This is a genomic window from Serratia ureilytica, from assembly GCF_013375155.1.
In the GTDB taxonomy this organism is placed as follows: domain Bacteria; phylum Pseudomonadota; class Gammaproteobacteria; order Enterobacterales; family Enterobacteriaceae; genus Serratia; species Serratia ureilytica.
Genome location: NZ_JABXOF010000010.1, coordinates 208,771 through 223,493, shown reverse-complemented (window position 1 = coordinate 223,493; position 14,723 = coordinate 208,771). Strand labels below are relative to the sequence as shown.

Here is a 14,723-nt window from a genome sequence, read left to right as displayed (position 1 = left end):
ATGGTTAAGGTGTATGCACCGGCCTCGATCGGCAACGTCAGCGTCGGTTTCGACGTGCTGGGCGCGGCGGTTTCGCCGATCGACGGCACGCTGCTGGGCGACTGTGTCAGCGTCGAAGCCGCCGAGACGTTCAGTTTGCAGAATGCCGGGCGCTTCGTCAGCAAGCTGCCGGCCGAGCCGAAAGAGAACATCGTTTATCAATGCTGGGAGCGCTTCTGCCAGGAGATCGGCCGCGAAGTGCCGGTGGCGATGCGTTTGGAAAAGAACATGCCGATCGGATCGGGGCTGGGTTCCAGCGCCTGTTCGGTGGTCGCCGGGCTGATGGCGATGAACGAATTCTGCGATCGTCCGTTGGATAAGACGACGCTGCTCAGCCTGATGGGCGAGCTGGAAGGGCGCATTTCCGGCAGCGTGCATTATGACAACGTGGCGCCTTGCTATTTGGGCGGCCTGCAGCTGATGCTGGAAGAAGAAGGCATTATCAGCCAGGAGGTGCCGTGCTTTGACGATTGGCTGTGGGTTATGGCCTATCCGGGCATCAAAGTGTCCACCGCCGAAGCGCGCGCCATTTTACCCGCGCAATACCGTCGTCAGGATTGCATCAGCCATGGCCGCTATCTGGCCGGCTTTATTCACGCCTGCCATACCCGGCAGCCGCAGCTGGCCGCCAAATTGATGCAGGACGTGATCGCCGAACCGTACCGCACCCGGCTGCTGCCGGGCTTCGCCGAAGCGCGCAAGGCGGCGCAGGAGATCGGCGCGTTGGCCTGCGGCATCTCCGGCTCTGGCCCGACGCTGTTCGCCGTCTGCAACGACGGCGCCACCGCGCAACGCATGGCCGCCTGGCTGCAACAACACTATCTGCAAAACGACGAAGGTTTTGTTCATATTTGCCGTCTGGATACCGCAGGCGCTCGACTACTGGGATAACGCATGAAACTGTACAACCTTAAGGATCACAACGAGCAGGTCAGCTTCGCGCAGGCGATCAAACAAGGCCTGGGCAAGCAACAGGGGCTGTTCTTCCCGTTGGAGCTGCCGGAGTTCGAACTGACCGAAATCGACCACCTGCTGGAGCAGGATTTTGTCACCCGCAGCAGCCGCATTCTGTCGGCCTTTATCGGCGAAGAGGTGCCGGAAGCGGCGCTGAAGAAACGCGTGCAGGCCGCCTTTGAGTTCCCGGCGCCGGTGGCGAAAGTGACCGATGACGTCTCCTGCCTGGAGCTGTTCCACGGCCCGACGCTGGCGTTCAAAGACTTCGGCGGCCGCTTTATGGCGCAGATGCTGGCGGAAGTGGCCGGCGAGCAGCCGGTGACCATTCTGACCGCCACCTCAGGCGACACCGGCGCCGCCGTGGCGCACGCCTTCTACGGCCTGAAAAACGTGCGGGTGGTGATCCTGTATCCGCAGGGCAAAATCAGCCCGCTGCAGGAAAAGCTGTTCTGCACCCTGGGCGGCAACATTCACACCGTGGCGATCGACGGCGACTTCGATGCTTGTCAGGCGCTGGTGAAGCAGGCGTTCGACGATCAGGAATTGAAAGACGCGCTGCACCTGAACTCGGCCAACTCGATTAACATCAGCCGTTTACTGGCGCAGATTTGCTACTACTTCGAAGCGGTGGCGCAGCTGCCGCAGGAAGCGCGCAATCAACTGGTGATTTCGGTGCCGAGCGGCAACTTCGGCGATCTGACCGCCGGGCTGCTGGCCAAATCGCTGGGCCTGCCGGTAAAGCGCTTCATCGCCGCCACCAACGCCAACGACACCGTGCCGCGCTTCCTGACCAGCGGCCAGTGGCAGCCGCACGCTACGGTCGCGACGCTGTCCAACGCCATGGACGTCAGCCAGCCGAACAACTGGCCGCGCGTGGAAGAGCTGTTCCGTCGCAAGGTCTGGCAGTTGAAGGAGCTGGGTCACGCGGCGGTCAGCGACGAGACCACCAAAGACACGATGCGTGAGCTGGCCGAGCTGGGCTATATCTCCGAACCGCACGCGGCCATCGCCTACCGTGCGCTGCGTGACCAATTGCAGGAAGGGGAGTTCGGCCTGTTCCTCGGCACCGCGCATCCGGCCAAGTTTAAAGAGAGTGTGGAAGCGATACTCGGCCAGGAGCTGCCGTTGCCGAAAGCGCTGGCGCTGCGGGCTGAGCTGCCGCTGCTGTCGCACACGCTGCCGGCCAACTTCGGCGAGCTGCGCAAGTTCCTGATGGGGCTGCCGGCCTGAAGTTCGGCAGGGTAAAATGCGAAAAGCCGTCTTGCGACGGCTTTTTTTTATGCCTGCTCCGGGCGTTTGAACACCAGTTCATTGCCTTGCGAGGCGGCTTCGTCGAAGGCGTAGCCTTCCAGGTTGAAGTCCGCCAGCTGCTCGCTGCGCGTCAGGCGGTTTTTGATGATAAAGCGGCTCATCAACCCGCGCGCTTTCTTGGCGTAGAAGCTGATGACCTTGAACTTGCCGTTCTTCTCGTCGAGGAACACCGGTTTGATCAGCGAGCCGTGCAGCTTGGCCGGCTTCACCGCTTTGAAATACTCGTCTGACGCCAGGTTGACCACCACGTCGTCGCCCTGTTGCTCCAGCGCTTCGTTGAGCTTTTTGGTGATCTGATCGCCCCAGAAGCTGTACAGATCTTTGCCCTTCGGGTTTTCCAGCTTGATGCCCATCTCCAGCCGGTACGGCATCATCAGATCGAGCGGGCGCAGTACGCCATACAGGCCGGACAGCATGCGCAGATGCTGCTGGGCGAAGTCGAAATCGGCTTCGTTGAAGTCCTGCGCCTGCAGGCCGGTGTAGACGTCGCCCTTGAACGCCAGCAGCGCCTGACGGGCGTTGTCCGGGGTAAATGTCGGTTGCCATTCGCTAAAGCGCGCGGCATTCAGCCCGGCCAGCTTGTCGCTGATGCTCATCAGGCTGGCGATTTGCGCCGGCGTCAGCTCGCGGCAAATGTTGATAAGCTGCTTAGACTTACTCAGCAGTTCGGGCTGCGTGAAGCGTTTTGTCGCCAGCGGGCTGTCGTAATCGAGCGTTTTTGCAGGTGAAATAATAACGAGCATGGCCAGATCCTGTTTATCCAAGTGCGCATACTGTAGCAAAAAGCGCGGGAAAAAGGGGCTATCGGTCCAATAGGCGGGGCGCGCATCGCACGCGCCCCGGAATTCTCAGCGCGGTGGCTGCTTGCCGTCCCACACGCCCGGCTCCAGCTGCGATTTCAGCTCCGGATAACGGTTGGCGTCGAAGGTCGGCAGCTTGCCCAGGCGGCGCTGGCGATGGTAGTCGTCGGCCAGCTTCAGCGCGACCCGCGACAGCAGCAAGATAGCCGTCAGGTTGGTGATCGCCATCAGCGCCATGGAGGTATCCGCCATTTTCCACACCAGCGGCAGCTCCGCCAGCGCGCCGAACATCACCATGCCCAGCGCCACGCAGCGGAAAATCAACAGGCCGCCTGGGTGGTTGTGCTCGAGGAACACCAGGTTGCTCTCGGCATAGGCGTAGTTGGCGATGATCGACGTAAAGGCGAAGAAGAAGATGGCGATGGCGACGAACGGAGTCCCCCAGCTGCCGACGGCGGTCGACAGCGCGCGCTGGGTCAGATCGATGCCGCTGATGCTGTCGGTCGGCTGATCGAGAATGCCGGAAGAGAGGATGATCGCCGCGGTGGCGCTGCAGATGACGATGGTGTCGATAAATACCCCGAGCATCTGCACGTAGCCCTGTGAAGCGGGATGCGGCGGATAAGGCGAGGCGGACGCCGCCGCGTTGGGCGCCGATCCCATGCCGGCTTCATTGGAGAACAGGCCGCGCTGCACGCCCTGGGTCATCGCCTGGGAGATACCGTAACCGACGGCGCCGGCCGCGGCTTCCTGCAGACCAAAGGCGCTTTTGAAGATCAGCGTCAGGATCGCCGGCATGTGCTCGATGTTATGGCCAATCACCCAGAGAGCCAGCAGCAGGTAGGCGCCGGCCATCAGCGGCACCACCAGCTCGGCCACTTTGGCGATGGAGCGGATGCCGCCGAAGATCACCACGCCGCTCAGCAGCACCAGGCCAATACCGACGTGCAGCGGCTGTAAATGGAAGGCGACGGCGGAGGCCTGCGCGATGGAGTTGGCCTGTACGGCGTTGAACACCAGGCCGAAAGCGATGATCAGGAAAATGGAGAACAGCACGCCCATCCAGCGCATGCCGAGTCCCTTTTCCATGTAATAGGCCGGGCCGCCGCGGTAGTTGCCGTTGTCGTCTTTGGTTTTGTAGAGCTGAGCCAGCGAGCTTTCCACAAATGACGTGGCCATGCCGATAAACGCCACCACCCACATCCAGAAGATGGCGCCGGGGCCGCCGGCGGTGAGGGCAATGGCGACGCCGGTCAGGTTGCCGGTGCCGACGCGCGCCGCCAGCGTGGTACACAGCGCCTGGAAAGAGGAGATGCCGGCGCTGTCGCTTTTATTGCTGTTTTTCAACACCGAGAACATGTGGCTAAAGTGGCGGAGCTGGATAAAACGGGTGCGCAGCGTGAAGTAAATGCCGGTGCCGAGCAGCAGATAAATCAGCACCGACCCCCACAAAATGTTGTTTATAAAATTCATCAGGTCCGTCAAGGGATCCCTCCTCCTTATCGAAATGTCATGCGCACCTGGCAGCATCCACCGCAGGTGAGAAATATTGGCCTATTTTTTACAAGAGCTTAGCTGGAATCGGTCCGGTGTCAGGCGATTGAGATTTTTCGCAGATTGGCGGACGAATTGCATCAATTTTTTCGAATTTAACATAATTTATTCGGGCGATAGCACGTTATTGCCTTTCCATCCGCTCGGTAATGGCGAAAGATATCGGCGTAAACGGTTGCTCGCCCAAGGATAAAACAGATGCTTGCGCGCCGCGGTTTTCCAGCCTTGCACCGGGCTTGGCGCATGTTATTATCAGGGCAGGGCATGGTTGAACAATGCCAAAAGTTCATGCACAAACGATGAGATAATGCCAACATGACCGACAAATTAACTTCCCTGCGCCAGCTGACTACAGTGGTTGCAGATACGGGTGATATCGCGGCAATGAAGCTGTATCAACCGCAGGACGCCACAACCAACCCTTCGCTGATCCTCAATGCAGCCCAAATTCCTGAATACCGCAAACTGATTGACGAAGCCATCGCCTGGGCGCGCGGCCAGAGCAGCGATCGCGAGCAGCAGATCGCCGACGCCGCCGACAAGCTGGCGGTCAACATCGGTCTGGAGATCCTCAAACTGGTTCCGGGCCGCATCTCCACCGAGGTTGACGCGCGTCTGTCTTACGACACCGTCGCCAGCGTGGCCAAGGCCAAGCGCCTGATCAAGCTGTACAACGAAGCCGGCATCAGCAACGATCGCATTCTGATCAAACTGGCCTCGACCTGGCAGGGCATCCGCGCGGCGGAGCAGCTGGAGAAAGAAGGCATCAACTGTAACCTGACGCTGCTGTTCTCCTTCGCTCAGGCTCGCGCCTGCGCCGAAGCCGGCGTTTACCTGATTTCGCCGTTCGTCGGCCGTATCCTCGATTGGTACAAAGCCAACGGCGACAAGAAAGAGTTCGCGCCGCACGAAGATCCGGGCGTGATCTCCGTGACCGAGATTTACCAGTACTACAAACAACACGGTTACAACACCGTGGTGATGGGCGCCAGCTTCCGCAACGTCGGCGAAATCATCGAGCTGGCCGGCTGCGACCGCCTGACCATCGCCCCTGCGCTGCTGAAAGAGCTGGCGGAGAGCGAAGGCGCGCTGGAGCGCAAACTGTCTTATACCGGTGAAGTGAAGGCGCGTCCTGCCGCACTGACCGAACCTGAATTCTACTGGCAGCACAACCAGGATCCGATGGCGGTCGAGAAACTGACCGACGGCATCCGCAAGTTCGCCGTAGACCAGGGCAAACTGGAAAAAATGATCGCCGACCTGCTGTAATTCCCGCAGATCGCGCAGTAAAAAGGTGGCTCAGGCCACCTTTTTTTATGCCCGACGCTCCCGCCGGCGGGGGAAGCCCTTATACTCTCGGCAATGACAACAGAACGGGAGACGAACCCGTTCGGACCCCATCAGGCTGTAGAGGTTACGCATGGATATTTTACGTATTGGTTTGGTTTCCGTTTCTGACCGCGCTTCCGGCGGCGTATACCAGGATAAAGGCATTCCGGCGCTGGAGGAGTGGCTGGCCGGCGCGCTGGCGACGCCGTTCAAGCTGGAAACCCGGCTGATCCCCGATGAGCAGACGCAAATTGAGCAAACGCTGTGTGAGCTGGTGGACGAAATGGGCTGCCATCTGGTGCTGACCACCGGCGGCACCGGGCCGGCGCGTCGCGACGTCACCCCCGACGCCACGCTGGCGATAGCCGATCGCGTGATGCCCGGTTTCGGCGAGCAAATGCGTCAGATCAGCCTACACTATGTGCCAACGGCAATTCTTTCTCGCCAGGTGGGGGCGATCCGCAAGCAGGCGCTGATCATCAATCTGCCCGGCCAGCCAAAGTCGATCAAGGAAACGCTGGAAGGGGTGAAGGACGAGCAGGGCAATGCGGTGGTGCACGGCATCTTCGCCAGCGTGCCTTATTGCATTCAGCTGCTCGACGGGCCTTATGTCGAAACGCATGCCGCAGTGGTAGCAGCATTTCGGCCAAAGAGCGCGCGTCGCGAGATAAACCTCTAAATTTCAGCAATCTGCGAGATCGGCTTCAGCCCGTTTGGTGTGAAAATAATTTGCCGCTATAGTAAGGATTCTTTTACAGAAAGCCTGCGGCTTTTATTTTTACAGCCTTTACCGACGGTGCCCTATGCCTCACGACACTAATCGCCGGCTGAACCGGCAAGACTACAAAACGCTGACGTTGGCCGCGTTGGGCGGCGCGTTGGAGTTTTACGACTTCATTATCTTCGTATTCTTCGCCGCCGTGGTCGGCGACCTGTTCTTCCCGGCGGACATGCCGGAATGGCTGCGGCTGGTGCAAACCTTCGGCATTTTCGCCGCCGGCTATCTGGCCCGCCCGCTGGGCGGCATCGTGATGGCGCACTTCGGCGATCTGGTCGGCCGCAAAAAGATGTTTACCCTGAGCATTCTGCTGATGGCGTTGCCGACGCTGGCGATGGGCCTGCTGCCGACCTACGCCAGCATCGGCATCGCCGCGCCGCTGTTGCTGCTGCTGATGCGCGTGCTGCAGGGGGCGGCGATCGGCGGTGAGGTGCCGGGCGCCTGGGTCTTCGTCGCCGAACACGTGCCGCGCCGGCGCATCGGTTTCGCCTGCGGCACGCTGACCGCCGGGCTGACGGTGGGCATCCTGCTGGGATCGGTGGTGGCGACGGTGATCAACACCACGCTTAGCCCGCAGAGCATTGCCGGCGGCGGCTGGCGCATTCCATTCCTGCTGGGCGGCATGTTCGGCCTGGTGGCGATGTACCTGCGCCGCTGGCTGCAGGAAACGCCGATCTTCATCGAGATGCAGGCGCGCAAAGCGCTGGCCGAGGAGCTGCCGCTGAAATCGGTGGTGCTCAACCACAAACGGGAAGTGGCGGTGTCGATGCTGCTGACCTGGCTGCTCTCCGCCGGTATCGTGGTGGTGATCCTGATGACCCCGACCTATCTGCAAAAACAGTTCGGCATTGCGCCGGCCCTGACGCTGCAGGCCAACAGCATCGCCACCATCATGCTGATCGCCGGCTGCATCGTCGCCGGTTTGTCGGCCGATCGCTTCGGCGCCAGCAAAACGCTGGTGGTCGGCAGTTTGCTGCTGGCCGGCTGCAGCTGGCTGTTCTATCAGACGGTGGGCGTGCGCCCGGAAATGCTGTTCGCCTGCTATGCGCTGGTGGGTTTCAGCGTAGGCGTGGTGGGGGCCGTGCCGTACGTGATGGTGCGGGCTTTCCCGGCGGAAGTGCGGTTTACCGGCATCTCGTTCTCATATAACGTCTCGTACGCTATTTTTGGCGGTTTAACCCCTATTTTTGTGACGCTGATCATGAAATTAACCCCGTTAGCGCCCGCTTACTATGTGCTGGCGCTGTCGCTTATCGGGCTGCTGCTCGGTGTCTACCTGCATCGCGACCTGAACAGCGAAGCCGGCGAGCGGCGAGCCGGTTCCTATAGCTAAAAAAAAGCCCTGCATTGCAGGGCTTTTTCGTCAGGGGCGGGCGATTACGCCGTGACCGGCGATGCCGCGACGCGGGCCGAGGCCGGTTCGCCAATCGGCAGCACGGTGCGGCCGTATTGCTCGTTGAGCACTTCGGCCATCGCCAGGTAGATGGCGCTGGCGCCGCAGATGATGCCCTCATAACCGGCGAAGGTCAGCAGCGCGTGGTTGCCGGTGATGTTGCCGACGGCCAGCAGGGCGAACAGCAGCGTCAGGCTGGCGAACACGAACTGCAGCACGCGGTTGGCGCCGAGGGTGCCGAAGAACATGAACAGGGTGAAGACGCCCCACAGCGCCAGGTAGATGCCCAACACGTGCGCCTCGGTGGCTTCCGCCAGGCCCAAACGCGGCAGCAGCAGCAGGCCGACCAGGCTCAGCCAGAAGCTGCCGTAGGCGGTGAATGCGGTCATGCCGAAGGTGTTGCCCTTCTTGTACTCCAGCAGACCGGCCAGGATCTGGGCCAGGCCACCGAAGAAAATCCCCATGCTGATGATGGCGGAGTTCAGTGGGAAAAAGCCCGCGTTGTGCAGGTTCAGCAAGACGGTGGTCATCCCGAAGCCCATCAGGCCGAGAGGGCCGGGATTCGCCAACTTGTTGGTGTGCATAAGTCCTCTGCGATAACAGAAAATTAACGGAAACAGCGAAGTAAAATCATAAATGGTCTGAATGGCCAAAAAATCGAAGTTTTCCATCAGAGCGCGCGCATCATAATGATCCCCGCAGCCGGAAACAATGATCTGAATGACGATAAAAAAAGAAATTTTTTTTGCCTTGCCCCTTGATGCCGAGCTGGATGGCCCCATCTTATTTGCAACCGCAGCTGCTAACCGCGGGTCGCACTGAGATATCGGGCAGTTGAAAAGCAAAAAATCGCCCGCATATAGGTTAGCAACCTGACTGACTTATGAATTTTTTAGTGGAGACGTTTAGATGGGCAAAATTATTGGTATCGACCTGGGTACTACCAACTCTTGCGTAGCAATTATGGATGGTGCCAAGGCACGCGTGCTGGAAAACGCCGAGGGCGACCGCACCACTCCTTCTATTATCGCATATACCCAGGACGGTGAAACTCTGGTTGGCCAGCCGGCTAAGCGTCAGGCAGTGACCAACCCTGAAAACACCCTGTTCGCCATCAAGCGCCTGATCGGCCGCCGCTTCCAGGATGAAGAAGCGCAGCGCGACAAAGCGATCATGCCTTACAAAATCATCGAAGCCGACAACGGCGACGCCTGGCTGGAAGTGAAAGGCCAGAAAATGGCTCCGCCGCAGATCTCTGCGGAAGTGCTGAAGAAAATGAAGAAAACGGCGGAAGATTACCTGGGCGAACCGGTAACTGAAGCGGTTATCACCGTACCGGCTTACTTCAACGACGCCCAGCGTCAGGCGACTAAAGACGCCGGCCGCATCGCGGGTCTGGAAGTCAAGCGCATCATCAACGAACCGACCGCGGCGGCCCTGGCCTACGGCCTGGACAAAGAAGTCGGCAACCGCACCATCGCGGTTTATGATCTGGGCGGCGGTACTTTCGATATCTCCATCATCGAAATCGACGACGTTGACGGCGAAAAAACCTTCGAAGTGCTGGCGACCAACGGTGACACCCACCTGGGCGGCGAAGACTTCGACAGCCGTCTGATCAACTACCTGGTGGAAGAGTTCAAGAAAGATCAGGGCATCGATCTGCGCAACGATCCGCTGGCGATGCAGCGTCTGAAAGAAGCCGCCGAGAAAGCGAAGATCGAACTGTCTTCCGCTCAGCAGACCGACGTTAACCTGCCGTACATCACGGCAGATGCGACCGGTCCAAAACACATGAACATCAAGGTGACTCGCGCCAAACTCGAGTCGCTGGTTGAAGATTTGGTGGCGCGCTCCATCGAGCCGCTGAAAGTGGCGCTGAAAGACGCAGGCCTGTCGGTTTCCGACATCCAGGACGTGATCCTGGTGGGCGGCCAGACCCGTATGCCAATGGTGCAGAAGAAAGTCGCAGACTTCTTCGGCAAAGAGCCGCGTAAAGACGTGAACCCGGACGAAGCGGTTGCCGTGGGCGCTGCGGTACAGGGCGGCGTGTTGGCCGGTGATGTGAAAGACGTTCTGCTGCTGGACGTTACCCCGCTGTCGCTGGGTATCGAAACCATGGGCAGCGTGATGACGCCGCTGATCACCAAAAACACCACGATCCCGACCAAGCACAGCCAGGTGTTCTCTACTGCGGAAGACAACCAGTCTGCGGTCACCATCCACGTGCTGCAGGGTGAGCGTAAGCGCGCCAGCGATAACAAATCTCTGGGCCAGTTCAACCTGGACGGCATCCAGGCGGCACCGCGCGGCATGGCGCAGATCGAAGTCACCTTCGACATCGATGCCGACGGCATTCTGCACGTGTCTGCCAAAGACAAGAACACCGGTCGTGAGCAGAAGATCACCATCAAGGCGTCTTCTGGCCTGAACGAGGACGAAATCCAGAAAATGGTGCGCGACGCCGAGCTGAACGCTGAAGCTGACCGCAAGTTCGAAGAGCTGGTACAGACTCGCAACCAGGCGGATCACCTGATCCACGGCACGCGCAAACAGCTGGAAGAAGCGGGCGACAAACTGCCGGCGGAAGACAAAACGGCGATCGAAGCGGCGCTGAAAGATCTGGAAGCGGCGGTGAAAGGCGAAGACAAAGCCGAGATCGAAGCGAAGACCCAGGCGTTGGTGCAGGTTTCCGGCAAGCTGCTGGAAATGGCTCAGGCGCAGCAGGCTCAGCAGGGTGCTGACGCCGGCGCGGACAACGCGGCGCAGAAAGAAGACGACGTGGTTGACGCCGAGTTCGAAGAAGTTAAAGACAAAAAATAATCGCCCTTAAGCGGGCACGGGGCGGCCGAGATGCCGCTCCCGGAAACCAGCACGGGCGTCGAGGCAACTCTGCGCCCGTGCACGCATGTTAAGGGTAAGCGAAAGAATGGCGAAGAAAGACTATTACGAGATTCTCGGCGTCAGCAAGACGGCGGATGAACGTGAGATCAAAAAGGCGTACAAACGCCTGGCGATGAAATACCATCCTGACCGCAACCAGGAGCAAGACGCCGAAACCAAGTTTAAAGAAGTTAAAGAAGCTTACGAAGTCCTGACCGACGACCAGAAACGCGCGGCTTACGATCAGTACGGGCACGCGGCCTTTGAACAGGGCGGCATGGGCGGCGGCGGCTTTGGCGGCGGCGCCGACTTCAGCGATATCTTTGGCGACGTGTTTGGCGACATCTTTGGCGGAGGCCGCCGTCAGCGCGCCAGCCGCGGTTCCGATCTGCGCTATAACATGGAGCTGACCCTCGAGGAAGCGGTACGTGGCGTCACCAAAGAGATCCGCATCCCGACGCTGGAAGAGTGCGACGTCTGCCACGGCAGCGGCGCCAAGCCGGGCAGTTCGCCGGTCACCTGCCCAACCTGTCACGGTCAGGGCCAGGTGCAGATGCGTCAGGGCTTCTTCACCGTGCAGCAGGCGTGTCCGCATTGCCATGGCCGCGGTCAGATCATCAAAGATCCGTGCAACAAATGCCATGGCCACGGCCGGGTAGAAAAATCCAAAACGCTGTCGGTGAAAATTCCGGCCGGCGTGGATACCGGCGATCGCATCCGCCTGGCGGGTGAAGGCGAAGCCGGCGAGCACGGCGCACCGGCGGGCGATCTGTACGTTCAGGTGCAGGTGAAGGCGCACCCGATCTTCGAGCGTGAAGGCAACAACCTGTACTGCGAAGTGCCGATCAACTTTGCCATGGCGGCGCTGGGCGGCGAGATTGAAGTGCCGACGCTGGATGGCCGGGTGAAACTGAAGGTGCCTTCGGAGACCCAAACCGGCAAGCTGTTCCGCATGCGCGGCAAGGGCGTGAAATCGGTGCGCGGCGGCAGCCAGGGCGACCTGCTGTGTCGCGTGGTGGTGGAAACCCCGGTCAATCTGAACGACAAGCAGAAGCAGCTGTTGCGTGAGCTGGAAGAGAGCCTTGGCGGCCCGTCCGGCGACAAGAACAGCCCGCGTTCGAAGAGCTTCTTCGACGGGGTGAAAAAGTTCTTTGACGATCTGACTCGCTAACCTTCTGTTTCTGTTAGCTTATGCGCGAACCCCGGGCTTCTGTCCCGGGGTTTTTATTTGCGCGCCAAACCGCTAATCCCTTATATAAATGTGACTTATTCGTGCTTTTTATCGGTTTTTTCGAGCTGTTTAGCATTTATAAACTTATTTTTTCGAACTAAAACGCCCTCTATACTCACTTCATGACTGTGCTTCGCAGGGCGCTACGCCTTGCTCAGATTTGGAGAGACGTATTGTGACCAACATCATTCGTCAATTTTTACGTCAGGAAGCCGCGGGCGGCATCATCCTGATCGCGGCGGCGATCGTCGCTTTGATCATGGCCAACAGCCCGGCGCAGGGGATCTACCAGGCATTCCTTAACCTGCCGGTGATGGTGAAGGTAGCTTCGCTGGAGATCGCCAAGCCGCTGCTGCTGTGGATCAACGACGGGCTGATGGCCATCTTCTTCCTGGTGGTGGGGCTCGAGGTCAAGCGCGAGCTGATGCAAGGCTCACTGTCCGGGCGTGACAAGGCGGTGTTTCCGGCGATCGCCGCACTGGGCGGCATGCTGGCGCCGGCGCTGATTTACCTGTTGTTCAACGGCGCGGATGAAGTTACCCGCCAGGGTTGGGCGATCCCGGCCGCGACCGATATCGCCTTTGCGCTGGGCGTCATGGCCTTGCTGGGCAATCGCGTGCCGACCAGCCTGAAAGTGTTCCTGTTGGCGCTGGCGATCATCGACGACCTGGGCGTGATCATCATCATCGCGCTGTTCTACACCCACGAAGTGTCGATGATCGCGCTGGGGGTGGCGGCCGCGGCGACGGTGCTGCTGGCGGTGATGAACTGGCGCGGCGTGGGCAAAACCTCGTTGTACATGATGGTCGGCCTGGTGTTGTGGGTGGCGATCCTCAAGTCCGGGGTGCACGCGACGCTGGCCGGGGTGATCGTCGGCTTTATGATCCCGCTGAACGTGAAGAAGGGGCCATCGCCGTCGGAAACGCTGGAGCATGAGCTGCACCCGTGGGTGGCGTTCATGATCCTGCCGCTGTTCGCTTTCGCCAACGCCGGGGTCTCTCTGCAGGGCGTATCGCTGGAGGGATTGACCTCGCTGCTGCCGGTTGGGATTGCGGCCGGTCTGTTTATCGGCAAGCCGCTGGGGATTTTCCTCTTCAGCCTGCTGGCGGTGAAAATGGGCATTGCCCGCTTGCCTGAGGGGATCGGCTTCAAACAGGTGTTTGCCGTTTCGGTGCTCTGTGGTATTGGTTTCACCATGTCGATTTTCATCGCCTCGCTGGCGTTCGGCGAGGCCGATGCGGCGCTCAGCACCTATTCCCGTCTGGGGATCCTGTTGGGCTCCACCGCCGCGGCGGTGGCGGGGTACGGATTACTGCGTCTGGCGTTGCCGCGCGTGCGTTAATCCTGCCGGTGCCCGGCAGGGGCGCACAATAAAATGGCTGGTCGGAGCTGTGCGGTATAAAATATGTGCAGCTTCGGCCGTTCTTCGTTGGGACTAATGGGGCTATACGTTGTCTGAAGCAGGGAAAGGAAGTTTGTCGCTCGTCACGGCACACCGTTTGCCGCTGCGAAACGTTGTTAAGGAGAGCCGCTCGTGAGGATGTCGCATATCAACTTTAATCACCTTTACTATTTCTGGCAGGTCTGCAAGGCCGGTTCCGTGGTCGGTGCCGCTGAAGCGTTGTTTCTGACGCCGCAGACCATCACCGGCCAGATCAAAGCGCTGGAAGAGCGGTTGGACGGCAAGCTGTTCAAGCGCCAGGGGCGCGGGTTGGTGCCTTCGGAGCTGGGGCAGCTGGTGTTCCGCTATGCCGACAAGATGTTCATGCTCAGCCAGGAAATGCTGGATATCGTCAACTACCGCAAAGAGTCCAACCTGTTGTTCGACGTCGGCGTGGCGGATGCGCTGTCGAAGCGGCTGGTCAGCCAGGTATTGGAAACGGCGGTGGTGGTGGACAACGAGCAGATCCACCTGCGTTGTTTTGAATCGACGCACGAGATGCTGCTGGAGCAGCTCAGCCAGCACAAGCTGGATATGATCCTGTCGGATTGCCCGGTGGACTCCAGCCAGCAGGAAGGGCTGTTCTCGCTGAAGCTGGGCGAGTGCGGCATCAGCTTCTTCTGCCGCCAGCCGGCGCCGGAGTTGCCGTTCCCGGCCTGCCTGGAGCAGCGTAAGTTGCTGATCCCCGGCCGCCGCTCGATGCTGGGGCGCAAGCTGCTTAACTGGTTCAATACGCAGGGCATTCAGGTGGAGATCCTGGGCGAGTTCGACGATGCGGCGCTGATGAAGGCCTTCGGCATGTACCACAACGCGATTTTCGTGGCGCCGACGCTGTATGCGCAGGATACCTACAACGATGACAACGTGGTGGAGATTGGGCGCATCGACAGCGTGCAGGAGGAGTATTACATTATCTTCGCCGAGCGCATGATCCAGCATCCGGCGGTGCAACGCGTGTGCAACAAAGACTTCTCGGCGCTGTTTTCCTGTTAGCGTTTCACTGAACGCAG

General features: G+C 59.8%; 12 protein-coding genes. 9 read left to right on the top strand and 3 right to left on the bottom strand.

The window, feature by feature from the left end; genetic code table 11:
• The gene (gene thrB / locus HWW83_RS19180) at nt 1-930 is read left to right on the top strand and encodes a homoserine kinase (protein ID WP_042783664.1); all 930 of its coding nucleotides are present in this window, start codon (nt 1-3) and stop codon (nt 928-930) included.
• 3 nt (nt 931-933) lie between these two features.
• Nucleotides 934-2,223, top strand: a complete 1,290-nt coding sequence (gene thrC, locus HWW83_RS19175; RefSeq protein ID WP_033641812.1) for a threonine synthase — start codon at nt 934-936, stop codon at nt 2,221-2,223.
• A gap of 47 nt (nt 2,224-2,270) precedes the next feature.
• Here thrC and yaaA read toward each other — a convergent pair whose 3' ends face one another.
• Nucleotides 2,271-3,047: a peroxide stress protein YaaA gene (gene yaaA, locus HWW83_RS19170; protein WP_047575391.1), complete on the bottom strand. Its 777-nt coding sequence runs from the start codon at nt 3,045-3,047 to the stop codon at nt 2,271-2,273.
• A 105-nt stretch (nt 3,048-3,152) separates the two neighbouring features.
• On the bottom strand, nt 3,153-4,589 hold the full coding sequence (locus HWW83_RS19165) for an alanine/glycine:cation symporter family protein (RefSeq protein ID WP_089194274.1): 1,437 nt from the start codon (nt 4,587-4,589) through the stop codon (nt 3,153-3,155).
• Nucleotides 4,590-4,973: 384 nt separating this feature from the next.
• Between HWW83_RS19165 and tal the strand changes: the two genes are divergently transcribed.
• The 3 genes from tal (at nt 4,974) to HWW83_RS19150 (ending at nt 8,098) form a co-directional block, all read left to right on the top strand.
• The gene (gene tal, locus HWW83_RS19160) at nt 4,974-5,927 is read left to right on the top strand and encodes a transaldolase (RefSeq protein WP_004932982.1); all 954 of its coding nucleotides are present in this window, start codon (nt 4,974-4,976) and stop codon (nt 5,925-5,927) included.
• Between the two features lie 151 nt (nt 5,928-6,078).
• Nucleotides 6,079-6,666 (top strand): molybdopterin adenylyltransferase, encoded by a 588-nt coding sequence (gene mog, locus HWW83_RS19155; RefSeq protein WP_015376607.1) that lies wholly within the window; start codon nt 6,079-6,081, stop codon nt 6,664-6,666.
• Nucleotides 6,667-6,790: 124 nt separating this feature from the next.
• Complete coding sequence (locus HWW83_RS19150; RefSeq protein ID WP_033641814.1) at nt 6,791-8,098, top strand: MFS transporter; 1,308 nt, start codon at nt 6,791-6,793, stop codon at nt 8,096-8,098.
• A 44-nt stretch (nt 8,099-8,142) separates the two neighbouring features.
• On the opposite strand, the gene satP is transcribed toward HWW83_RS19150, so the two are convergent.
• Nucleotides 8,143-8,742, bottom strand: a complete 600-nt coding sequence (gene satP / locus HWW83_RS19145) for an acetate uptake transporter (RefSeq protein ID WP_033644189.1) — start codon at nt 8,740-8,742, stop codon at nt 8,143-8,145.
• A gap of 325 nt (nt 8,743-9,067) precedes the next feature.
• Here satP and dnaK point away from each other — a divergent pair, with 325 nt between their 5' ends.
• The 4 genes from dnaK to nhaR all read left to right on the top strand — a co-directional run bounded on the left by dnaK (nt 9,068) and on the right by nhaR (nt 14,706).
• Nucleotides 9,068-10,981: a molecular chaperone DnaK gene (gene dnaK, locus HWW83_RS19140; protein WP_033641815.1), complete on the top strand. Its 1,914-nt coding sequence runs from the start codon at nt 9,068-9,070 to the stop codon at nt 10,979-10,981.
• 106 nt (nt 10,982-11,087) lie between these two features.
• Nucleotides 11,088-12,212 (top strand): molecular chaperone DnaJ, encoded by a 1,125-nt coding sequence (gene dnaJ, locus HWW83_RS19135; RefSeq protein ID WP_004932969.1) that lies wholly within the window; start codon nt 11,088-11,090, stop codon nt 12,210-12,212.
• Nucleotides 12,213-12,447: 235 nt separating this feature from the next.
• Nucleotides 12,448-13,614, top strand: coding sequence for a Na+/H+ antiporter NhaA (gene nhaA / locus HWW83_RS19130; protein ID WP_033651695.1), 1,167 nt, complete (start codon nt 12,448-12,450; stop codon nt 13,612-13,614).
• A 192-nt stretch (nt 13,615-13,806) separates the two neighbouring features.
• The gene (nhaR, locus tag HWW83_RS19125) at nt 13,807-14,706 is read left to right on the top strand and encodes a transcriptional activator NhaR (protein WP_004932962.1); all 900 of its coding nucleotides are present in this window, start codon (nt 13,807-13,809) and stop codon (nt 14,704-14,706) included.
• Nucleotides 14,707-14,723: the final 17 nt, after the last annotated feature.